The following is a 21,724-nucleotide window of genomic DNA, read 5'->3' as shown; positions in this document are numbered from 1 at the left end:
GTGTCCGCTCGGGCGGGTGAAGTCAGTTGTCGAAGGCCTTGTCGGCGGCCTCGGCCAGGTCGATCAGTGCGTGGAAGTGGTAGTCGGGTTCGGTGAATTCCGCGGGTTCGATGGTCCCGCCATAGCCTTTCTGGGCATGGCGGCGCTGGATCCAGGCATTCGTCATGCCCAAGGCGCGCGAGATGCCGATATCGTGGTGCTGGCTTTGCGCGGTATGCAGGATGTCGTCCTTGGTCCCGCCATTCTTGCCAACGAAGTCGAAGACCTGCTGGAAAAAGGCCGAATCGGGCTTTTCGGTGCCGGTATCGTCGGTGGTGAAGCTGGCCCAGAAGGGATTGCCCAGCTTTTCCTCGTATTTCTCGAAGGCCCAGCGGCGGGCATTGGTCATGGCGATCAGCTTGTAGCGCGCCTTCAGCCGGGCCATCGCCTCGACGCTGTCGGCAAAGGGCTGCGCCTCGCCCACGGCGTCGATCATGAACCGGCGGTTTTCCGGCGTGTCGGGCAGGCCGGTCGCCGCCGCGATCCGACCGTAGCAGCGGCCCAGGTCGTCCGGGAAGCGCAGCGCGTCCGGCTGATAGCGGGCAGCGCGGTAGATGGCCAGCGCCTCCTCGCCATCGACGGTCATGCCGGCATCGGCCGCGATCGTCGCCAGCGCGCCGGTGATCGCACCCTCGAAGTCGATCAGCGTGCCGACCACATCGAAGGTGACATAGGAAAAGCGGTCCAGGGGTCTTGCCGCCGTCAGGGTGGCCATGGGGTGAGCTTCCTTTCGCAGATGCCGCGGGCCGCGGCGGTCAGATCGGCGGACGCGCGGATCGTCATGTCCCGTCACATCCAGATTGCGCCATTCCGGGGCTGCAAAACGCCGAAACGGGCGGCCGGCGCAGCAGATTCTTTCGTATTGGGCGGGGGCGCGGCATATCGCGAGCGCCCTAGTATCCCCGGCTGCGGTCCACTAGGCCCGGCACCGGCTGTCCGTCGCGGTCGGCGCGGATGACGGCCAGGGCGTGGCGCGCGCCTTCCTTGGCATCGGTATGGGCAGCGATATGCGGGGTGATCAGCACGCGCGGATCGCGCCAGGCCCAGTGATCCGCCGGCAAGGGCTCGGGGTCGGTCACGTCCAGCATGGCGGCAGAAAGCCGCCCGCTGTCCAGCGCCCAGCGCAGCGCCGCCATGTCCAGCTGCGCGCCGCGCCCGGCATGGACCAGTCCCGCGCCCTGCGGCAGCCGGTCGAAGAAGGCGCTGCCCATCAGGCCGCGGGTTTCGTCCGTCAGCGGCAGCAGGCAGACCAGGATATCGGTCCCGGCCAGAAAGGCGTCCAGCCGATTCGCGCCAAAGATCTCGACCCCCTCGACCGGCCTGCCCGAGCGGCTGTATCCCGAAACGGCAAAGCCCAGGGCTTGCAGGCTTGCGGCGGCCAGACGCCCGATCCGGCCCATGCCCATGATGCCCACGCGCCGCGTGCGCGCCAGCCGCGCCGGGCGGGGCTGCCATTCGCCGCGCGCGGCATGATCCAGATAGAACGGCAGATCCCGGTGCAGTGCCAGCGTGGCCATGACCACCCAGTCGCGCACCATGGCCTCGATCCCCGGCGCGATGGTGCGCGAGAGCGCCACCCCCTCCGGCAAGGCCGGGAAATGGTCGGTGCCCGCCCCGACGCAGATCACCGTGCGCAGGTTCGGATAGCGCGACAAATCGGCGGGCGGCGTCCAGCAGGCCAGATGCGTGACCTGCGCGGGGTCGGTCACGCTGGCCTCGTCGGGGATAAAGCCCTCGCCCGCCTCGGCGAAGATGTGCCCCCAGACGGCGCCGCGTTCGGGGGTGGAATGCAGCAGCAGCGCCATCAGCGCAGGACCGCGCGGATTTCCGGGTCTTCCAGCGTCAGATCCAGCACCTTGCGTGTGCGGGCGACGATCTGGTCGATCTGGTCCTCGGTGCAGCACAGGGGCGGCGCATAGCCGAAGATGCCTTGCGCAAAGGACCGCACGATCAGCCCCTGTTCCCAGGCCCGGTCGAACAGCCGCGTGGCGGGCTGGACCTCGGGCGGCAGGGGAGTCCTGGCCTCCTTGTCCACGACCAGCTCGACCGCCGCCAGCATCCCCCTGCCCCGCACATCGCCCACCAGCGGATGATCGCGCAGGCTTTCCAGCCCGGCCTGCAACCGCGCGCCCGCACGGCGGCCGTTTTCCAGCAACCCGCCTTCGTAGAGCGCCAGCACCTCCAGCGCCACGGCGGCGCTGACCGGATGCGCGGAATAGGTGAAGCCATGGCCCACGGCCTTGGCCCCCGCACCGTCGGCGATGGTCTCATAGACATGGTCGCGCATGAAGACCGCGCCCATCGGCACATAGCCCGAGGTCAGCCCCTTGGCCGTGGTCATCAGGTCGGGAACGATGCCCTCGTCCTCGCAGGCGAATAGCGGGCCGGTGCGGCCAAAGCCGGTGATCACCTCGTCGGCGACGAACAGCACGCCGTATTCGGCACACAGATCGCGCATCGCCCTGATCCAGCCCTTGGGCGGCACCAGCACGCCGCCCGAGCCCTGGATCGGCTCGACATAGAAGGCGGCAACGCGGTCGGGGCCGAGCGATTCGATCTTCGCCCGCAGTTCCGCGACCGAGGCCTCGGTCACGGCCTGCGGATCGCGGGCCGCCGGGTGGCGATACAGGTCATGCGACGAAATCTTGTGCTGCCAGTCATAGGGCACCCCGAAGCCGTCGTGAAAGCCCGGCAGCGCCGTCAGCCCCGCCCCATGGTCGTGGACCCATGATAGCCGTTGGCGACCGAGATGAACTGGTCGCGCCCCGGCTGGCCCTTGGCGTGCCAGTAATAGCGGATGAAGCGGATGGTGCTGTCCACCGCGTCCGATCCGCCCAGCGTGAAATAGACGTGGTTCAGATCGCCCGGGGCGCGTTCGGCCAGGGCGGCGGCCAGGCGGATCGGCGCCTCGGCGCCCAGGTCGAAATAGCCGGTGGCATAGGGCAGCTTGCGCATCTGCTCGGCGGCGGCCTCGACGATGCTTTCGTGGCCATAGCCCGCGTTCACGCACCACAGGCCCGCGAAGCCGTCGATCAGGGTGCGCCCCTCGCTATCGGTGACGGTCGCGCCCTGCCCGCCGGTCAGGATGCGCACGCCGCGCTGTTCATGCCCGCGAAAGGACGAAACCGGGTGGATCAGGTGCCGGCGGTCAAGCTCGGCCAGGGAATTGCTCAGCATGGGGGTCTCCGGGTTCAGCCCAGGGCTTGCGAGATCAGGGCCTGGGTCGTGGGTGCGGGGGTGCGCGGATTGCGGGTCATGGCGGTGCCACCGCCGGCATGGGCAAGGCCCAGCATCGCCGCGAAGCCGCCAAGGCCCTGTTCCGCGCGCAGGTCGACACGCAGGAAGCTGCCTTCGCAGCGGCGCGCGGCCTCGGCCAGCAATGCGCGGGCAGTGGCGGTGTCGGGGGCGACAACCGGCCCGACCACGCGGCCGCGCCCGAAATCGCGCAGCAGGGCAAAGCCGGCATTGCAGGTCAGGATCTCGCCGCCGGCGGCGATGTCGCGCAAAAGGGATGCGCGGTCCATGCCGCTGGCGGCGCGGTCGGCATCGGCGAGCCGGTCGATATCGGCGGGACGGCCGGTGGCGACGGGCCGTTCCGGCGCGGTTGCGACAGCAAGGCCCTGATGCTGAACGATCTGGCCGCTGGCCCGGAAGCCGAGTTTTTCGTAAAGCGGCAGCCCGTCCGTGGTGGCGATCAGGCGCATTTCGCGGTCGCCGGCCAGGGCGATGATCGCCTCCATCAGTGCGCGGCCCAGGCCCCGCCCGCGCATCGCCGCATCGACGATGATCATGTTCAGCGTGGCGACCGGGCCGAAGGGCGAACACAGCGCGGTGCCGACCACCCGGCCTTCGTCCAGCGCCACGACGCCCTGGGATACCGACAGGGTCAGCGCCCAGTCCTCGGCCCGGTGGGGCCAGCCGGCCTGCTGCGACAGGCGCAGCGCCTGCGGCAGATGGGCGGGGGTAAAGGCAGTAAGAGCAGTGGTCGTGGTCATGCGGTTTGTCCTTCTTGGCACCATCCTGCCACGGGCGCGCCCGCAGGATTGCCGATCTGGCCAGGGCGCGCGGCATGTCCTGCGGATGGCAGGACTGCCGCCGCAGAAAATGCTGTCACAGGCAGAGCCGCCGCCCCAGGCGACGGATCAGGGCGCAGGCGTCCTGCAATTCGGCCATCGTCAGGTATTCCTCGGGGCGGTGCGCGCGGGCGATGTCGCCGGGGCCGCAGATGATCGCGGGGATCCCGGCCTGCTGGTAAAGCCCGGCCTCGGTGCCATAGCTGACCGCGCCCAGGGGCGTCGCGCCCGTCAGCTCGGCCAACAGCCGCGCCAGCGGGTGATCGCCGTCAAGCGCAAGCGCCGGATAAGAGGACAGCCAGTCCACGGCCAGCCCCGCTGCCGCCGCGACCACCGGCTCCAGGATCGCCCGGGGATCGACGCCGTGGATCGCGCGGGCCTCGATCTGCGCCTCGGCGCGGTCGGGGATGATGTTGACAGCCTGCCCGCCCGCGACGGTGCCGATCTGCAGGCTGGACCAGGGCGGCGCGAAGCGCGGATCCTGCGGCCCGGATTGCAGCGCCACGGCCTGCGCCGCGGCGGCACTCAGCGCCGGCAGCAGCGCGTGGATCGCGTTCGCGCCCAGGTCGGGGCGCGAGGAATGCCCCGCCACCCCCGTCGCCACCAGCCGCAGCGCCGCCTTGCCCTTGTGCGCCAGCACCGGCACCAGGCCGGACGGCTCGCCGATGATCGCCCCCAGAGGCGGCGCGCAAAGCCCGGGCAGGGCCGCCAGCAGATGCGGCACGCCCCGGCAACCCGCCTCCTCGTCATAGGAAAGCGCGATATGGACCGGCGCGGACAGCGGCATCGCGACCAGTTCGGGCACCATCGCCAGGGCGGCGGCGACAAAGCCCTTCATGTCGCAGGCCCCGCGCCCGATCAGCCGGTCGCCGTCGCGGCGCAAGACGAAGGGATCGGCCCGCCAATCCGGTTCGCCCGCCGGAACCACGTCGAGATGGCCCGACAGGACATAGCCGGGGCGCGAGGCATCGCCGATGCTGGCGAACAGGTTCCAGCGGTCGCCCTCGGGTCCGGGGACCAGCGCCGGCTCGATTCCATGCCCGCGCAGGTAATCCGCCACGAAGCCGATGATGTCGCCGTTCGGGCCGCCCACGACGCTGGGAAACCCGACCAGCCGGGCCAGAAGATCAGTCGGCGAAGACATAGATCTTGCGCACGGTTTCGATGGTTTTCCAGGTGCCCTTGAAACCGGGCTTCATCAGGAAGCTGTCGCCCGCGGTAAAGCGGCGCGTCTCGCCGCCTTCCTCGGTCAGATCGACCACCCCGGAGAGGATATGGCAGAATTCCAGCGCCTCGCCCTTGGCGGAACGCGTGGTGCCGGGCGTCGCTTCCCAGATGCCGGTGCGGATCTTCGACCAGTTGCCCAGGGGCACCTCGTCCAGCGCCCAGGTCTTGAAGGCGGGGGCGCCCTCGATCAGTTTCTCAGGGGCGGCCACGTCTTCGCGCGGGGCAAAGGCCGGGGCGATGTCGATGGGGGTCAGCAGGGTCATGGGGTTCCTTTCCGTTACGCCGCCAGCCTGGCCCGATCCGCGCAGGGTCGGGCACCGTTGTCGGGTCATGGGCGGCACGGCCTGCCGTCCATTGCCGGAATTTCGCAATCTCCTGCCGTCAGGCGCCCGACTGCCGCATGCGCTGTCGCAAGACCGCGCCAATGATGGGTCAAACGGACCAACAGGAGGCCCCCATGGCGCTGCGCCCGAAATTCATTACCTTCGACTGCCACGGCACGATGATCTTCTTCGACATGGCGGGCGCCGCGCGCGACCATTACGGCGCGCAGCTCAGCGGCCCGCAGATGGAGAAATTCATCGCCAATTTCGCGGCCTACCGCCTGGACGAGGTGCTGGGCGCCTGGAAACCCTATGCCGAGGTCGTCCACAACGCGCTGGAACGCACCTGCAAGCGCAACGGCATCGCCTTCGATCCCGCGGTGGCGGAGGATATCTATAACCGCGTGCCGACCTGGGGACCGAACCTCGACGTGCCCGCGGGGCTTAGCCGCATTGCCGGGAAGATCCCGCTGGTCGCGCTGACCAATTCGATGAACGACCAGATCCCGCATAACATCGCCAAGCTGGGCGCGCCCATCGACCATGTCTTCACCGCCGAAAGCGCGGGCGCCTACAAGCCGCAGATGCGGGCCTTCGAATACATGTTCGACCAGCTTGGCTGCGGCCCCGAGGACGTGCTGCATGTGTCGTCGTCGTTCCGCTATGACCTGATGACCGCGCATGACCTGGGGATCCGCAACAAGGTCTGGGTCAATCGCGGCCATGAGCCGGCCAATCCCCATTACGGCTATACCGAGGTCCGGGACATCTCGGGCCTGGCCGAGGTGGTGGGGCTGTGACGAAATACGCATCCTATTGGCATGATGGCGTGCCCCCCTTTGCGGGCGCCGAGGCCGGCCCGATCGAGGGGCGCTTCGACGTGGCCGTGATCGGCGGCGGCTTCACCGGGCTGAACGCCGCCCGCAGCCTGGCGAAAGCCGGGGTGCGCGTGGCGCTGCTGGAGGCCGAGCATGTCGGCTGGGGCGCGTCGGGCCGCAATGGCGGGCATCTGAACAACGGCATCGCCCATGGCTATGCCGATGCCAAGGCGCATCTGGGGGCAGAGCGCGCCCATGCCCTGTATCGCGCCTATGACCGGTCCATCGACATGATCGAGCAGATCGTGGCCGAGGAAGGCATCGCCTGCGATTTCCGCCGGTCCGGCAAGCTGAAGCTGGCCTCCAAGCCCAGCCATGTCGCGGGGCTGCGCGCGAATTTCGACCTGATCCATGCCGAGGTCGATCCCGACACCCGCTGGCTGGACCGCGACCAGGTGCGAAGCGAGGTCGGGTCCGACAGCTTCCACGGCGGGATGCTGTATGAAAAATCCGCGATGATCCACATGGGCCGCTATGCCCAGGGGCTTGCCACGGCGGCGCATCGCCATGGCGCGCGGATCTGGCAAGGCGCGCCCGTGACCGGCCGGACAAGGCTGGCCGATGGCTGGCAGCTGCAGACCCCGCGCGGCAGCCTGGCCGCGGGCCGGGTGATCGCGGCGACCGGCGCCTATGGTACGACGGCGCCCTTGCGGCACTTCCGGCGACGCATCATCTCGGTCGGGTCGTTCATCATCGCCACGCGGCCCCTGTCGGATGCCGAGGTCGCCGCCACCCTGCCCGGCGACCGGACCTGCGTGACCTCGATGAACATCGGCAACTATTTCCGCCTGTCGCCCGACCGGCGGCTGATTTTCGGCGGACGGGCACGGTTCTCGGCCCGGTCGGACCAGACCTCGGACGCGAAATCTGGGACGATCCTGCGCCGGTCCATGGCCGCGATCTTTCCGCATCTGGCGGATATTCCCATCGATTATTGCTGGGGCGGGCTGGTGGACATGACCAAGGACCGCTTCCCCCGCGCCGGAGAAGTGGACGGCATGATCTATGGCATGGGCTATTCCGGCCATGGCGCGCAGATGTCCACGCTGGTCGGGCAGGTCCTGGCGGACATCGCCCTGGGCCGGCGCGGCACGAACCCGCTGGAGGGCCTCGCCTGGCCCGCGATCCCGGCGCATAGCGGCAAGCCCTGGTTCCTGCCGCTGGTGGGGTTGTGGTTCGGGCTGAAGGACCGGCTGTCCTGATCGCGCGGGGATGGAAACGCTATCCCAGCGAATGCGATGCCAGGCCGTAGGTGACCGCCCCTTCCGCGGCGCGGCGGTGGGGGCCGATGCACATTTCCGTAACCGTGTCGAAAGCCACCAGCCCGGCATCGGTCAGGAAGGACAGGAAGCCGTCGCTGTCCACCGGCGTGTCGAGGCGCGTGAAACGGCCGGCATTTGCCCGGATCAGCGGGGCGATCAGGGCCTGTGCCATGGCGTCCCCCTCGGCCACGACGGGACCGATCACCGTGCCCTTGCCGAAATCGCGCTGCAGCGCAAAGCCGCAAACGGCACCGCCACGCAGCGCAACCGTGCCGGTCGACAGGGGCAGCAGCGCGTCCAGAACCCGCGTTCGCTTTGCGCCATAGGCGTTCGCGTCCAGGGCCCGAAGGCTCGCATCATCCTCTGCCCGCAGATCGCGGACCAGGATGCCGGGCGCGTCAACGGGCCCGATATCCCGCGCCATGCCCTGCTGCTGGCGGATGATGCCCACCGGCCGGAACCCCGCCGCCGCATAAAGGCGATACCCCGAATGCGTCGCGCTGAGCCGCAGATCCCGGCCCGCGCAATCGGCCATCACCCGCTGCAGCAGCCACTTGCCCGCCCCCCGCGCCTGCAACCGCGGCACCGTGACCATCATCCCCAGCATGGCGAAATCGTCGCCCGTCGGGAAATACATGGCCGACCCAAGGGGACGGCCGATCTCATCGACCGCCAGGTAGCCCTGCCCCAGCGACAGGAACAGATCCAGGTCGCGGGGACGATGCGGCCACAGCACCCCCACCGTCAACTCGTGCAGCAACTGCCGCTGCGCCATGCGCAAGGGCTTGGCGCTGGCATCATAGGCGTCGATGCGCAAATGCGGCAGGAGGTCGCGATCGCCTGCCGCCAAACCCGCTTCGTTCTGACCCATGTTGCCCCGCTTCAAGATTATTCCCCGGGCAGTATGCCCGCTGTCCTTCGCCATTTGATGCTGTATCACCGGCCGCAAGGCAAAGATCGTGCCGCCGGGCCTGGTCTCCTGATCGGGTGCGCCCGCATCGGTCGTGCTGAAATCTTCTGTCCCAGTGCCCGGGGAACGCGCTGCTCAGTGTGCTGGCATAGCTGTCTTGATCTGGTGCCCATCGGCATCTCGATCATCTCGCATCCGACCGCCTCGGCCAGCTCCACAGCACGGCAATGGTTCAGGCGCGACCAGCCAGCATGACCAGCGAGACCAACCAGGTAAACCCGTCTTTGAACGATCAGGGTTCGCCTGCTCCCTGTGCTTTGGCGATACGCATCCTTGCGGTTTCGGCATGTACTTCATCGATCTCGATGCCGATCCCGTCCCAGCCGAGCCTTTGGGCCGCCACCAGCATGGTGCCTGACCCGGCGAAGGGATCCAGCACAACACCCGTCGTTTTGCCGTGCATAGGCATTATTTTCAGAAAGTCGGACTGAGGCGTGACTTCCCCTTCTCCCTTCATGTTCGGACCCCGCGGACGATCTCGGCGGTGCCGAGTGCATTGAAGCGGTTCATGAGTGCGACGCGGAGCTCACCTCGATTTCGGCGGTTTGGCGGCCTGGGTCTCTTGCGGCGATGCGCTCGCCGAATGCCTTGAGGCAGCGCATCCTTGCCTCGGCTCGGCTGCGGGCATGGTATCTTGTCCATCGTTTCCAGAACGCGCGGCCGGAGTGGTGCGTGGCGCGCAGGGTTTTGTTCCGGGGCCGGGCGGCTGGGCTGTCCTCCTTCCACGCTCGACCAGTCTTGCGGATCGGGATGATTGCCGTGCCACCGCACGCGATGATGGCGCTGTGGCAGCGGCGGCTGTCGTAGGCGCCGTCTGCGGTCACGGTGCCGATCTCCGCATCTTCGGGGATCTGGCCCAGAAGGTCCGGCAGGACGGGGCTGTCGCCTTCCCGGCTGGGGGGTGAACTTCACCGCGCGGATGTCGGATGTGGCGGTGTCCATGGCCAGATGGACCTTGCACCATTGGCGACGGCTCTGAACACCATGCTTGCGCGCCCGCTATTCCCCGTCGCCGAGGAACTTGATCCCTGTGCTGTTCACCAGCAGGTTCAGCGGCCCGGCAGCGCGGCGATGGGATATGCCCCTCCACGGTCTTCTGCCTGCGGCGCAGGGTCGAATCGTCCGGAACGGGCCGGTCCAGCCCGGCCAGCCGCAACAGCCTGGAGACCATTCCGGCGGCCTGTCTGAGCGGCAGCGTGAACAGCACCTTGATCGACAGGCAGAACAGGATCGCCGCATTCAAGAAGACCGGCGGGCGCCCGGGGCGACCCTCATGCGGCGCGTGCCAGGCCATCTCCTTGTCCAGCCAGATCAGCAGCGACCCGCGCTGCCTGAGCGCATCATTGTAGGCGGGCCAGCTCGTTGTGCGGTAGCGGGCGGGCTCGGGCTTGCTCATGCAGCCCGTCTAACCGCATGGATTCACGAGGTGAATCCTTCACGGTCAGTGTGCTGCAACAATGCCGGCGCCCCGGCACCGACCATCGTGCTGGTGCTGACGGCGCTGTTCACGCTGGCCTTTCTGTGGCGCAGCATTGCCACGCGGCGGGCGCAGGGCGCGGACCGGTCAGGGGCGCCCTAGGTCACATACCCATAGACGGGATTCCGGAGACGGGATTCCGGTGCGGGCTGAGTTGTGCTTCACTTCTGCACATGCATGAGGAGGTGGGATGGCAGGCTTCGATCTGACGGATCTCGAGCGGGAGGTGATCCGGCCTTTGTTGCCAACGAAGGTGCGCGGCGTGAAGCGGGTGGATGACCGGCGGGTGTTGAACGGCATCTTCTGGCGGCTGCGGACGGGGGCGCCATGGGCGGACATTCCAGCGCGCTACGGCCCCTTTACGGCTTGCGTGAACCGCTTCAGCCGCTGGCGCAAGGCGGGCCATTGGGCGCGCATTCTGCAAGCCGTGTCAAAGGCTTATGACGGGAAAGTCCAGATGATCGACCCGTCCTCGATCCGGCTTCACCAGCATGGGGCGAACCGCCCGAAAAAGGGGGGCGATCCCGTTGCATGGGGCGCTCGCGCGGTGGGCTGACCGCGAAGATCCACGCTGTGGTCGATGCCCGCGGCCGCCCGATCCGCCTGAACCTGACCGAAGGTCAGGCGCATGACGGACGCTCGGGGAACGATATGGTCGGGTCCATCGGCGCGGGCCGGATCCTGCTCGCCGGCCGGGGCTACGACCGCCACCGGCTGCGCGATAGGCTCGCCGAACGCGGTGCCCGGGCCAATATCCGTCCCATACCGACCCGAAAACGCTTTCCTCCCTTCGATCCGGTTCTCTGCCGCGCCCGCAATCAGATCGAACGGTTCTTCGGCAAACTCAAACATTTCCGGTCCATCGCAACGCGATACGACAAGCGAGACGGCAATTTCCTCGCATCCGTACAACTCGCCTCCATCCGCATATGGTTGCGGAGATATGTGTCGGTGAACAAAAGCGGCGTTATTCAGAAGTCGAACCGCACACCCATATCGGCAAGGGTCATGCGCTCGTAATCGCGCTGAACTGAGGCCGCAAGAAAGATACTTGGACCCAGATCATATCTGAGGGCGACACCATAAGAGCTGTCGGTCACCTTTTCCGCCCAATCACCGTCATTATACACGACATAGGAACCCAACGTAAATCGGTTAAACTTGTAGTCGCCATACAGGGCGTAAGACGTTCCCAGTTCGGCAAAACCGTTGTCATTGATGTTCAGGCCGATGCGAAGGTCATCGTTGACCTTGTAACGCGTTCCCACGAAATAAAGATTGTTATCCCTGACCCCGGCCCCGCTCTGCGCCGTTGCAGCAGAAAACTCCCAGTCGTTTAGACGATAGAAAACCGAGGCGGAAACCTCTCGGGTCAGATCCCCTCCCATGCCGCTGCCGATCTGATCCGGGTCCACCACGGACAGCTTCACGTCGAAGTTGCGCGTGCCATAATTCAAGGCCACCCCGGTCCGATCAGGAAGGCGGCCATATCCGCGATAGGCCAGAATGAAGAAATCCCCCAACGGATCCCCGCCGACGGAAACAGCATGAACCCCCAGCCGCGTCTGTTTCAGCAATAAAGCTCCATCGAAAGCCGGAAGCACATTGCCGATCTCAAGCGACCAGTTTTCATACTCGACATAGAAATTCGCGGGACTGAAGCCCCAGGAAGGGCTGTTGTGATCGCCCTGAACCCAGGTTTTTGCGCCAAATTTCAAGCCGATATCGGTCTCGACGGATGCATCGATCTCCAGCCGCAATCGACTCTGGAGGAACGTGCCGTTCTCTCCGCCCTGTTTCTTCGCCTCCGAATAGGTCAGACCAAATCGGCCAAAGCCGGACAAGCTCACATCGGCCAAGGCCGCACAAGGCGCAAGCGCGGCCGTCATTGCAATCATGCTGAAAAACTTCATTATCCCCCCATAAAAAACGGACGCCTCCACGCCCGACCGTACAATCGACGCTATTCTTTTGAAAACCGAACTCGCGACGACCACCTCATAATTGCCTGCGGAAAGTCGTCATAGATAATCGTAAAATGCCCAAAGGCCATAACTTGTGTGAACGGCAATCACGTCAGCCTGGAAACAGGCAATCTAAAAAGAAAAAGGGGGCAGTCCCCCCTTTCCTCATTTCCCATGCAGGGCCGATTTTCACGGCGCAATGTCACGGATCAGCGGATGGAACAGTTCCTCGACCGTGATAGGCTTGGTGATCATATGCTGCTGCGTCGCAAACCGGATCGCCGCTTCAAGCGCCTTGCGGTTCGCCGCGATCCCCACCGGCCATGGATCAATGCTGCCCTCGGGTGTTGCGGCCGCGCGGCTTTTGACAAGCATCCGCCAGACCTCGCGCACCAGGTCGGGTCTCTGGTCGCAAAGCGCGTTCGGAACGATGACATAATGGTTCGGCGGCACGAAACGCTCCCGCTTGTGCCAGTCGAGCGCGGCTTCATGCGGGTTCTCGATCAGCGTCCGCACCCGCGGATCCTTGGGCATGTTCATGCCGAGGATCGCCGCATCGACCTCGCCATCAAGCAGCATGTTGACCGGATCCTTCGCGGGATCGCCGCGAATCACCGAAGGTGGGTCGGTATATTCTTCCAGATGAGGCTGATCGAAACACAGCCATGTCACGCTGTCGGGATCAACGCCGTATTCGTTTTGCAGGATGCCCCTGATCCATAGCCCCGTGGTCTGGGTATAAGAGCGCACGCCGACCGTCTTGCCCGGCAGGTCAGCGGGCGTCATGTTGGGATGACGCTCGATATTATAGCCAATGCAATGATGCTGAAACCGACCCAGCACCACCACCGGCAGCAGCGAGAACGGCTTGCCGAACTCATGCGCCTGCAAAAAGGTGGCGATTGCCATTTCGCTGATATCGAACCTGTTGCGACGCAGCATGTCCTTGAACCCGCTATGCGCGTTCTTCAGCCCGGCGAATTCGAAACTGACCAGATCCGAGGCGATGTCACCGTTTATCAAGGCCCGCGTCGGCTCGTAAAGGGTGATATTGGCCGCCAGCGAGACGGGACCGGCTTCGGGATAAGTCTTTTCGGGAAAAGTCATGCGTGGACTGCCTTGTCGAACGTTGCTTTTGCAAGTTGCGGATAAAGTTTCTCGGCCGTACCCGCCCATATTGCAGCCCGGTCGGCCTCTGACAGCGTGGCAAAACAGCGGTGCCCCTGATCGACCAGATCCTTCAGCGTGCCGTTGTTCGCGGGGAAGTTCGATCCCCAAGCCAGCCTGTCTGCACCATATTCCAGGACCAGTTTCGGGAAGAATGTGGCCGGCGTGGCCGGCGCCTTTTCGGACAGATCGAAGGTGCGCGGCGTGATCTTCAGATAAAGGTTGTCAAAACGCGCCAGCTTCCAAAGCGGAGCAGCCTGGGCATAGGGCGCACCATCCGTCAGATCGGGGCGGCCCAGGTGATCGAGGATGATGTTCACCTCGGGATAGCGCTCAAGAATCTCTTCGACGACGGGAAGGCCGATCGCGGTGGTCTGGATGGCCACGGTCGTGTTGATGTCGGCCATGTGCTCCCAGACCGGAAAAGTCTCGTGCGCGATCATCCAGCGCCCATCCGTTTGCACGGTTGATCCCGCTCCGAACAAGCGCAGGCCCGCCATGCCTCGGCGCCGCCATTGATCGATGACCGCCACGGCATCCGGCGCGGCGATATCCACGGAATAGACGCCGACAAAGCGCGCAAGGTCGCGACAAACGCTATCGGCCGCATAGGAATTGTCATAGCCATAGGTGGTCGAGGAATGTACCATCGCGGCCTGTGCAATGCCGGCGGCTTCCATTTCTTCGACATACTGCTCGAATGTGAAGGGACGTTCCGCCGACCAGTCAGACCGGATGCCGCCAAGCGGATTGAAGGGATATTTCGCGGTATCGGGCGAAATGATATGCGGGTGAATGTCGATGATTTTCTGCGTCATGGCTGTGTCCTGAAGGATGGGCGAAGGGACTGAGGTAAAGACGGACGCAGCGTCGCAGGATATTCTGCGGCACAGGGGATGACGGCACCTTGCGTTCTGGCGGCACCGACTTTCCCCTTATGTCCGAAAATCTAAGCCGGCGCTGTCTTTAAGCTTTGCCCCGAGTTCTGTTTACGTTGAGAGGATAAGTGAGCTGGTGACACTCGAAAACATGGGACAACGGAAATACGATGGCCGGCAGACGAATTCCAATATCCCAACCCATATTCATATAAAAAGCCGGCCTCGACACGAGGCCGGCCTGTCGACCTGTCGAAGGGTTGAGATCAATTCGTCCGAGGCGAGGCCGCGCGGATCTGGCTGAGGGATGCCGCCGGGGTCAGTGCCTCGGGGTCTATCATGATCTCCAGCACCGCCGGCCCGTCATGGGCATGCGCGCGGGCAAAGGCTGGCGCGAAGTCCTCGGTCCTTTCGATCCGCTCGGCATAGGCGCCATAGGACTTTGCGAGAGCCGTGAAGTCCGGATTCCCCTTGGACAGATCGGTGCCCGAGACGCGGGCGGGATACTGGCGTTCCTGATGCATGCGGATCGTCCCCAGCATCCCGTTGTTCAGGATCAGGATACGGATTTTCAGCCCATGCGCCGCCGCCGTCGCCAGCTCGGTGCAGGTCATCTGGAAATCGCCGTCCCCTGCGATGCAAATAACAGAGGCTTCTGGCCGGGCGAACTTGGCGGCCAAGGCTGCCGGAATGCCGTAGCCCATCGAGCCGCAGATCGGCGCGACCTGCGTGCCAAAGCGGCGATAGCGGTGAAAGCGGTGCAGCCAGACGGTAAAATTCCCTGCGCCGTTGGTGTAGATCGTGTCCTCCGGCAGGCTCTCATCCAGCCAGGCCATGATCTCGCACATCTGGATCGCGCCGGGGCTGGTCCGAGGGGCGGTCCATGCCTCGAAATCCGCGCGTGCGGCCTTGCGCCAGTCGTCCCAATCACCGCGGACAGCACCGCCCGCGGCGAGCGCCAGGGCAAAGCTTGCCGGATCGCTGACGATGCCCAGTTCGGGTTGATAGACATGGCCGATCTCATCAGGACCGGGATAGACATGGATCAATCGCTGCCGGGGACAGGGAATGTCCATGATCGTGTAGCCATTGGTTCCGATCTCGCCCAACCGCGCCCCGATGACGAGGATCAGATCCGCCTCCGCCATCGTCTGCACAAGCCTGGGATTGGGGCCGAGGCCGAGTTCCCCGATATAGCTGCTGCTGTCATTGTCGAGCAGATCCTGCCGCCGGAACGAGGCGGTGACGGGCAGCCCGCTGTCCTCGGCAAAGCGACGGAAGGCGGCGACCGCCTCGCCGGTCCAGCCGGAGCCGCCCAGCATCACGACCGGACGGCGCGCCTCGGTCAGCAATGCCCGCACCGCCGACACGGCCTCCGGCGAGGGCTCATTCGCAAAGCGCGCCGTAGGGCGGCCATCGGCGGTTTCGGCGATTTCGGTCAGAACGTCCTCCGGCAGTGGAATGACCACGGGACCGGGGCGGCCGGAAATGGCCAATTGAAAGGCGCGGGTGACATGTTCCGCCGTCCGTGCGGCATCTTCGAGCTGCAGCACCGCCTTGGCCTGCGTGCCGAAGGTGCAGCGGTAGTCGATCTCCTGAAACCCCTCGCGCGTCATCACCCCACGCGGGTTCTGGCCGATGAACATGATCATCGGCGTGCTGTCCTGAAAGGCGACATGCAGCCCCGAGGAGGCATTGGTTGCCCCAGGGCCGCGCGAACAGAAGACGATGCCCGGCCGGCCGGTCAGCTTTCCATAGGCCTCGGCCATCATGGCGGCCCCGCCCTCGTGCCGGCAAGTCACCAGCTCGATCTCGGGGCAGTCATGCAGCGCGTCGAGAACGGCGAGGAAGCTTTCGCCCGGCACGCAGAAGACGCGGTCCACGCCTTGCAGCAGCAGCTGGTCGACGAGGATCCGGGCGGCAGTACGCGGCCCCCTCATGCTGCTTTTCCCATCGCCTTCAGCCGCGCGTCGAGGCGCGGATAGACGCGGCGCACATTGCCTTCGAAGATCGCGTGCCGGTCCTCGGGTGACAGTTCCAGCGCCTCGACGTAACGGCGGGTGTCATCGAAGGCATGGCCGGTCTCGGGGTCGATCGAGCGCACCGCGCCCACCATTTCCGAACCGAAAAGGACGTTCCGGACCGGGATCACCTCGGTCAGCAGGTCGATGCCGGGCTGGTGGTAGACGCAGGTGTCGAAGAAGACGTTGTTCATCAGCGCCTCGGCCAGCGGCGGGCGGCCCAGGTCGTTGGCAAGGCCGCGATAGCGGCCCCAATGGTAAGGCACCGCGCCGCCGCCATGCGGGATCACCATCCGCAAGGTCGGAAAATCCTTGAACAGATCCGACAGCAGAAGCTGCATGAAGACCGAGGTGTCGCCGTTCAGATAATGCGCCCCCGTTCCGTGGAAGTTCGGGTTGCACGAGCCCGAGACATGAATCATGGCCGGCACGTCCAGCTCGACCAGCTTCTCGTAAAGCGGATACCACCATTTGTCCGTCACCGGCGGGTCGGTCCAGTAGCCGTCGGTCGGATCGGGATTGAGGTTGCAGCCGACAAAGCCCAGCTCGACGACGCAACGCTCCAGTTCCTCGATGCAGCCGCGGGGGTCCGCGCCGGGGCTCTGCGGCAGCTGGCAGACGGGAGCGAACCGGTCCGGGTAAAGGGTGCTGACCCGATGGATCAGGTCGTTGCAGGTGCGCGACCAATGCCTGCTCAGCGCCTCATTGCCGTGGTGATGTCCCATCAACCCGGCGATGGGCGAAAACAGCGTCATGTCGATGCCGCGTTCCTTCTGCAGGCGGATCTGATTCTTCTCCAGCCCTTCGCACAGTTCGTCATCCGAGATTTGCGGGGCGGGCGAGAAATCCGAGGTCTTGCCGGCCTTGAAATCGGCGATCTGGGCATTGCGATAGTCGCGGAAATAACCCGGGACGGTGATGAAATGACCGTGGCAGTCGATAATCATGTCGGCAGCACCTCTGAAAGGGAAGTTCGTGGAACGTCATCGCTCCCTGCCAACTGCCTAGGGTCAGGATTCATAACCAATAGATGACGAGAGCCGCGAGGGCGATGGCTGAGAGGAACACCTTGGGGCATCGGTCATAGCGGGTCGCGACGCGCCTCCAGTCCTTGAGCCTGCCGAACATGATCTCGATGCGGTTACGCCGCTTGTATCTCCGCTTATCGTATTTGATCGGCGTCTTGCGTTTCTTCCGGCCTGGGATGCAGGCACGTATCCCCTTGTCCTGCAACGCTTCTCTGAACCAGTCAGCGTCATAGCCACGATCCCCGAGTAGCCATTTGACGTTTGGCAGACCACTCAGCAGGGCCCGAGCGCCGATATAATCGCTGACCTGTCCAGCGGTGACGAACAGGTCGATCGGTCGCCCCTGACTGTCGCAGATGGCGTGCAGCTTGGTGTTCATACCGCCTTTGGTTCGACCGATCAGGCGACCACGCCCCCCTTTTTGGCGGCCATGCTGGTCGCCGTTCGATGGGCCTTGAGGTATGTTGCGTCGATCATCACGGTCGTTTTCTCGCCGTGTTCCGCCGCCAGCCCGGCCATCATCCGCGCGAAGATGCCCTTTTCGCTCCAACGCTTCCACCGGCTGTAGAGCGTCTTATGTGGGCCATACGAGGCGGGCGCATCGCGCCAACGCAAGCCATTGCGATTGATGAAAATAATCCCGCTCAGCACCCGTCTGTCATCAACCCGGGGCTTCCCGTGCGACCTGGGAAAGAAGGGAGCCAGGCGCGCCATCTGCGCGTCGGTCAGCCAGAAGAGATCGCTCATGTCACCGCTCCGTTTTCGGAGGCGTGAATCACGCAGCGCAACAGAAATCAATGCATCCTGACCCTAGCCTCGGTGGGCTTCACGGCGCCAATTGGAATTCGTGCCGCGCATATATGAAACCGGTCGGCTTTAGACCGCAGCGGCAATCCTATGGGAAAGGCGCGATCTCCTATTAAACAATTGGCGTGGCGCGGGATTAGAAGAAGGACGGCCCCGTATGCAACGGGGATGACAGTTTCCGATCAGAGAGGAATCCGCATGTCCACGCCCACCCTGAAGGTGGCCTTGCGCACCTATCCCTATACCGAGGCGCTGAAATCCGGCACGGTCGCCGTATCCGGCGCCAAGCTCGAATTCGAGGAGGTGAAGCCCCATATCGCCGCCTTCCGCCGGATGGTGCGCGACCTGGCTTTCGATGCCTGCGAAATCGCCCCCACGACCTATATCATCGCACGCGCCTATGGCGTGCCCATCATCGCCTTGCCAGTTTTCTTCGTTCGCCGCTTTCATCACGAAGGCCTGGTCGTGCGGCCGGGCGCAGGCATCGAAGCGCCGAAGGATCTGGAGGGCAAGAATTTCGGCGTCCGCGCCTATTCGGTAACTACCGGCGTCTGGAAACGCGGCCTGCTGCAAAACGAATACGGCGTCGACATCGACAAGGTGAACTGGTGGGTTGACGACGAGGAGCATGTCGCGGCGCTGAAGCTGCCCGCGAACGTCCGCCACGTTGCCGAGGATTCCTCGCTGGTCGCGATGATGGCCGAGGGCAAGCTGGATGCCGCCTGCACCGGGGATGCCGGAATCGGGCGTGCCGGCAAGCCCGGCGCGGGCTGGAACGAGAGCGGCCCTGCCCTGCCCGACGACCTGCGTCAGCTTTTCCCCAATGCCGCAGAACTTGACCGCGAAGTCTATGCCCGAAACGGCGTCTATCCGATCCACGGCACGCTGGCGATCAAGGAAGAGGTGCTGCAGGCAAATCCCGGGCTTGCCCGTTCGCTCTATGATGCCTTTGTCGAAGCCAAGGCCCCCTATCTGGAGGCGCTTCGCGCCGGCACCGCAACGGGCAAGCAGGCCGAGAAGGACCGCAAGCTGATGCAGATCGTCGGTGACGACCCGCTGCCCTATGGGCTGGAGGCAAACCGAGCCTCGATCGAGGCGCTGATCCGCTACGGCCACCAGCAAGGCCTGATCCCCCGGCCCTACAAGGCCGAAGACATGTTCCTGCCGTTCTGAACCCACGAAAGAGAGATAAGAAAGATATGGACAAGACCGGACGTCTGAACGGCATCATCGCGGCACTGGAAGAGGGCCGCAAACCGACCATGGCCTTTGCCCGCGCCGAGCGCGAGGAAGCAATCCAGCTGGGGATGTCACAACTCGACGGCGTGCTTTTCGAGATGGAGCACACGCCCTATTCGCCCTCCGAACTGCGGGACGCGCTGCAGTTCATGCTGAACCGGCGGCGCATGATCGAGGGCGCCAGCCTGCGTCCCAGCGTGACCCCCTTTGTCCGCATTCCCGCGAACGGGGCCGAGATGAACACCTGGATGGCCAAGCAGGTCCTGGACCAGGGCGTTTACGGCGTCGTGTTCCCGCATATCGCGACGGCCGAGCAGGCCCGCAACGCGGTCGCCGCCTGCCGATATGCCCGCCCCAAGGATGCACCGAACTACGAGCCCAAAGGACTGCGCGGCGATGCGCCCAATACGGCCTCGCGCTATTGGGGACTGACTGTGCCGGAATATTACGCGCGCGCAGATGTCTGGCCCCTGGTCCCCGAAGGCGAGATCATGGTCATCGTCATGATCGAAAGCGTCGAGGCGATGGAGAACCTGCAGGATATCCTTGCGGTCCCCGGTATCGGCGCGATCATGATCGGAGAGGGCGACCTGAGCCAGCAACTGGGCTATCCGCGCCAGTACGAGCACCCGGTCGTCGCCGAGGCCAAGCGCAGCATCCTGGCCGCCGCCAAGGCCGCGGGAATGCGTGTCGCCCATCCGCATGTCACCCTGGCCAATGCGGGCGAAGTGATTGCCGAGGGCTACGACATCCTGTTCACCAGTCCGTCGCGCAGCTATGCCACGCTGGAAAAGGCGAAATCGCTGATGTGAAAAAGGGCCCGGAGCATAAGCTCCGGGCCTTGCCTTTCGATAAGGCCTCGTCAGGAGGCCATTCGGATGTCAGATCCCGAATCCGGCTTTCCCGCGTGGTTGGCCTTTCCTGTCACCTCGCGCAGGCAGTCGAGAAACGCGTTATGCGCCGCGGTCGGCAGCCAGTCGCTGCGCGTCGTCACGCCCTTCAGCAACACATTGTCAAGAAACCTGCAGGGCAGAACCTTGAGAACGCCCAGTTCGACATCGTTCTGCAACTCTGACCGGGTCATCAGGGTAACCGTATCTGAATTCAGCAGCAGCGAGCGGATCATCGTCAGGGACGAGGTTTCGAGATGAAATTTCGGCCGCACCGGCTCATCTGCGAAGATCTGCTCGATCCGGTTGCGCCGCGGCGTGCCCTTCTGCGGGACCACCCATTCATAGCCGGCCAGATCCGAGGGGGTGACGTCCTCAAGCCGCGTCAACGCGTGCCCGACACGAGCAACCAGGCAGTAGTTGTCGGTGAAAAGCACTTCCTCGCTTACATCGTCGGCCCATTCGGGACGGCGCAGCATGCCGAAGATCATGTCGATCCGGCTGTTTGAAAGATCATTGAGAAGCTTGTGATATTCGCCGGTGACGAGCCGCACCTTTGTGGAGGGATAGGCGGACATGAACCGCCGCGTCGCCTCGGCGAGATCGTGCGATCCCGCCATGGGAAGCGTGCCTATGACCAGCTCGAGACTCTCGGTCCCGGCGGCCAGCAGCACCTCGCCCCGTGCCAGCTCCAATTCGCGCACCGCGCGGCGGAATTCGCGGGCCAGGTAGTTTCCAGTGCGGTTCGGGATCGGACCCTGCGCCGTCCGGTCGAAAAGCTGCTTGCCGAGCGCTCGCTCGAAGCTCCGCGCCGAGCGGAAAAGCGAGGCCGGCGACAGGCCCAGTGAATCGGCGATCTCGCTGACGCGGCCCTGCTCGCAGGTCACGATCAGCGCGCGGAGCTGGGTTCCCGTCACAAGTCGCTCTATCCGGGGCGGGATGCGGTCCGCCGCACCATCGGGCCGGCCGAGAACCTGTGCCAGCGCCGTATCGAGCGTGTCGAAGAAACGGTCGATACGAAGCAGGAATTGCTTCCCGATCGTGGTGGGATAGGTGCCGGTAGCGCAACGTTCGAAGATGGGCAGCCCGATCTCGGCCTCGATATTGGCCACAGCCTGGGTCACGGCTGGCTGCGAGGTGCTCAATTCGCGCGAGGCGCAGCTTACTCCACCGAGTTTGCCGATGACCTGGACCATGCGCAGATGGCGCAGGTTCGGAACGTCCGCGAGGTGAAACATGTTTTCCTCCCTTGTCTTCGATGCGGCTATTCCGCGCTGCGGAAACACGCGCCGGCGCGCCCGTGCTGGATCCGCGATCCGGCGGGCGCCCTCCTCTCTGCTGACAAGGCTAGCGGCTGGACCGAAGGGGGACCAATAGAAACTGCGCCCAGCCCATAAGAAATTCGCGCTCGCGGATGGTGCCCAGCCCCAATACGGGCAAAATTCGCCAAGAGAATTCCATAACTTTCCCGCTCTGCGACA

The 21,724-nt window shown here is 64.8% G+C and carries 21 protein-coding genes and 2 pseudogenes; 6 read left to right on the top strand and 17 right to left on the bottom strand.

Translation table 11 applies throughout. The features are described 5' to 3' along the window. Positions 1–22: 22 nt before the first annotated feature. The 7 genes from ESD82_RS01150 to ESD82_RS01125 all read right to left on the bottom strand — a co-directional run bounded on the left by ESD82_RS01150 (position 23) and on the right by ESD82_RS01125 (position 5,602). Positions 23–754 carry an HAD-IA family hydrolase gene (locus ESD82_RS01150; protein ID WP_147428429.1) on the bottom strand — a complete coding sequence of 244 codons (732 nt, stop codon included), beginning with the start codon at positions 752–754 and terminating at the stop codon, positions 23–25. Positions 755–932: 178 nt separating this feature from the next. Next, the gene (locus ESD82_RS01145) at positions 933–1,844 is read right to left on the bottom strand and encodes a 2-hydroxyacid dehydrogenase (protein WP_147428431.1); all 912 of its coding nucleotides are present in this window, start codon (positions 1,842–1,844) and stop codon (positions 933–935) included. Then, positions 1,844–2,707 (bottom strand): aminotransferase class III-fold pyridoxal phosphate-dependent enzyme, encoded by an 864-nt coding sequence (locus ESD82_RS22390; protein ID WP_276510795.1) that lies wholly within the window; start codon positions 2,705–2,707, stop codon positions 1,844–1,846. The genes ESD82_RS01145 and ESD82_RS22390 overlap by 1 nt, the downstream gene beginning before the upstream one ends. Before the next feature lie 32 nt (positions 2,708–2,739). After that, positions 2,740–3,216, bottom strand: coding sequence for an aminotransferase class III-fold pyridoxal phosphate-dependent enzyme (locus tag ESD82_RS22385; protein ID WP_276510794.1), 477 nt, complete (start codon positions 3,214–3,216; stop codon positions 2,740–2,742). A 14-nt stretch (positions 3,217–3,230) separates the two neighbouring features. Continuing rightward, positions 3,231–4,034: a GNAT family N-acetyltransferase gene (locus ESD82_RS01135; RefSeq protein WP_028710694.1), complete on the bottom strand. Its 804-nt coding sequence runs from the start codon at positions 4,032–4,034 to the stop codon at positions 3,231–3,233. 115 nt (positions 4,035–4,149) lie between these two features. After that, on the bottom strand, positions 4,150–5,256 hold the full coding sequence (argE, locus tag ESD82_RS01130; RefSeq protein WP_147428434.1) for an acetylornithine deacetylase: 1,107 nt from the start codon (positions 5,254–5,256) through the stop codon (positions 4,150–4,152). After that, the gene (locus tag ESD82_RS01125; RefSeq protein WP_147428436.1) at positions 5,240–5,602 is read right to left on the bottom strand and encodes a cupin domain-containing protein; all 363 of its coding nucleotides are present in this window, start codon (positions 5,600–5,602) and stop codon (positions 5,240–5,242) included. Before ESD82_RS01125 ends, argE begins: the two co-directional genes overlap by 17 nt. 194 nt (positions 5,603–5,796) lie before the next feature. Between ESD82_RS01125 and ESD82_RS01120 the strand changes: the two genes are divergently transcribed. Both ESD82_RS01120 and ESD82_RS01115 read left to right on the top strand, forming a co-directional pair. Further along, positions 5,797–6,462: a haloacid dehalogenase type II gene (locus ESD82_RS01120; RefSeq protein WP_147428438.1), complete on the top strand. Its 666-nt coding sequence runs from the start codon at positions 5,797–5,799 to the stop codon at positions 6,460–6,462. Next, a complete protein-coding gene (locus ESD82_RS01115) occupies positions 6,459–7,742 on the top strand; it encodes an NAD(P)/FAD-dependent oxidoreductase (RefSeq protein ID WP_147428440.1) in 1,284 nt (427 codons plus the stop codon). Before ESD82_RS01120 ends, ESD82_RS01115 begins: the two co-directional genes overlap by 4 nt. 19 nt (positions 7,743–7,761) lie before the next feature. Here ESD82_RS01115 and ESD82_RS01110 read toward each other — a convergent pair whose 3' ends face one another. The 3 genes and pseudogenes from ESD82_RS01110 to ESD82_RS01100 all read right to left on the bottom strand — a co-directional run bounded on the left by ESD82_RS01110 (position 7,762) and on the right by ESD82_RS01100 (position 10,168). Continuing rightward, entirely contained in the window at positions 7,762–8,673 is a 912-nt protein-coding gene (locus ESD82_RS01110; RefSeq protein WP_167521682.1) for a GNAT family N-acetyltransferase, read from the bottom strand. A 331-nt stretch (positions 8,674–9,004) separates the two neighbouring features. Further along, complete coding sequence (locus tag ESD82_RS01105; protein WP_028710700.1) at positions 9,005–9,229, bottom strand: DNA methyltransferase; 225 nt, start codon at positions 9,227–9,229, stop codon at positions 9,005–9,007. Beyond that, a pseudogene (locus ESD82_RS01100) lies at positions 9,226–10,168 on the bottom strand (IS5 family transposase). The gene ESD82_RS01105 and the pseudogene ESD82_RS01100 overlap by 4 nt, the downstream one beginning before the upstream one ends. 30 nt (positions 10,169–10,198) lie before the next feature. On the opposite strand from ESD82_RS01100, the gene ESD82_RS21665 reads away from it, so the two are divergent. After that, positions 10,199–10,351, top strand: a complete 153-nt coding sequence (locus ESD82_RS21665) for a hypothetical protein (protein ID WP_167521679.1) — start codon at positions 10,199–10,201, stop codon at positions 10,349–10,351. Between the two features lie 88 nt (positions 10,352–10,439). Next, positions 10,440–11,269 (top strand): annotated as a pseudogene (locus ESD82_RS01095) (IS5 family transposase). Here the strand turns inward: ESD82_RS01095 and ESD82_RS01090 are convergent. The 6 genes from ESD82_RS01090 to ESD82_RS01065 form a co-directional block, all read right to left on the bottom strand. Then, complete coding sequence (locus ESD82_RS01090) at positions 11,221–12,162, bottom strand: porin (RefSeq protein WP_151208806.1); 942 nt, start codon at positions 12,160–12,162, stop codon at positions 11,221–11,223. The pseudogene ESD82_RS01095 and the gene ESD82_RS01090 sit on opposite strands and share 49 nt — an antisense overlap. Before the next feature lie 240 nt (positions 12,163–12,402). Beyond that, positions 12,403–13,389 (bottom strand): substrate-binding domain-containing protein, encoded by a 987-nt coding sequence (locus ESD82_RS01085; protein ID WP_244314478.1) that lies wholly within the window; start codon positions 13,387–13,389, stop codon positions 12,403–12,405. Then, on the bottom strand, positions 13,317–14,198 hold the full coding sequence (locus tag ESD82_RS01080; RefSeq protein WP_147428444.1) for an amidohydrolase family protein: 882 nt from the start codon (positions 14,196–14,198) through the stop codon (positions 13,317–13,319). The genes ESD82_RS01085 and ESD82_RS01080 overlap by 73 nt, the downstream gene beginning before the upstream one ends. Before the next feature lie 326 nt (positions 14,199–14,524). Beyond that, positions 14,525–16,198, bottom strand: a complete 1,674-nt coding sequence (locus ESD82_RS01075) for a thiamine pyrophosphate-binding protein (protein WP_147428446.1) — start codon at positions 16,196–16,198, stop codon at positions 14,525–14,527. Then, positions 16,195–17,226 (bottom strand): amidohydrolase family protein, encoded by a 1,032-nt coding sequence (locus ESD82_RS01070; RefSeq protein ID WP_147428448.1) that lies wholly within the window; start codon positions 17,224–17,226, stop codon positions 16,195–16,197. The genes ESD82_RS01075 and ESD82_RS01070 overlap by 4 nt, the downstream gene beginning before the upstream one ends. A 70-nt stretch (positions 17,227–17,296) precedes the next feature. Beyond that, positions 17,297–18,054 (bottom strand): IS5-like element ISPso2 family transposase gene (locus ESD82_RS01065; RefSeq protein WP_147427659.1). Its coding sequence is split into 2 segments (ribosomal slippage): positions 17,297–17,730 and positions 17,730–18,054, totalling 759 coding nucleotides; the frame shifts between segments, so codons are not numbered across the junction. A 258-nt stretch (positions 18,055–18,312) separates the two neighbouring features. Between ESD82_RS01065 and ESD82_RS01060 the strand changes: the two genes are divergently transcribed. Together ESD82_RS01060 and ESD82_RS01055 are read left to right on the top strand one after the other, a co-directional pair. Next, complete coding sequence (locus tag ESD82_RS01060) at positions 18,313–19,287, top strand: ABC transporter substrate-binding protein (RefSeq protein WP_147428450.1); 975 nt, start codon at positions 18,313–18,315, stop codon at positions 19,285–19,287. 26 nt (positions 19,288–19,313) lie between these two features. Beyond that, positions 19,314–20,165, top strand: a complete 852-nt coding sequence (locus ESD82_RS01055; RefSeq protein ID WP_011749535.1) for an HpcH/HpaI aldolase family protein — start codon at positions 19,314–19,316, stop codon at positions 20,163–20,165. A gap of 50 nt (positions 20,166–20,215) precedes the next feature. Here ESD82_RS01055 and ESD82_RS01050 read toward each other — a convergent pair whose 3' ends face one another. After that, positions 20,216–21,481, bottom strand: a complete 1,266-nt coding sequence (locus ESD82_RS01050; protein ID WP_147428452.1) for a LysR family transcriptional regulator — start codon at positions 21,479–21,481, stop codon at positions 20,216–20,218. Between the last annotated feature and the right edge of the window lie 243 nt (positions 21,482–21,724).

Origin of the sequence: Paracoccus pantotrophus (assembly GCF_008824185.1) — a bacterium.
Classification (GTDB): Bacteria; Pseudomonadota; Alphaproteobacteria; order Rhodobacterales; family Rhodobacteraceae; genus Paracoccus; species Paracoccus pantotrophus.
The sequence above is the reverse complement of the archived record's forward strand: the minus strand, read 5'-3'. Positions and strand labels throughout refer to the sequence as shown.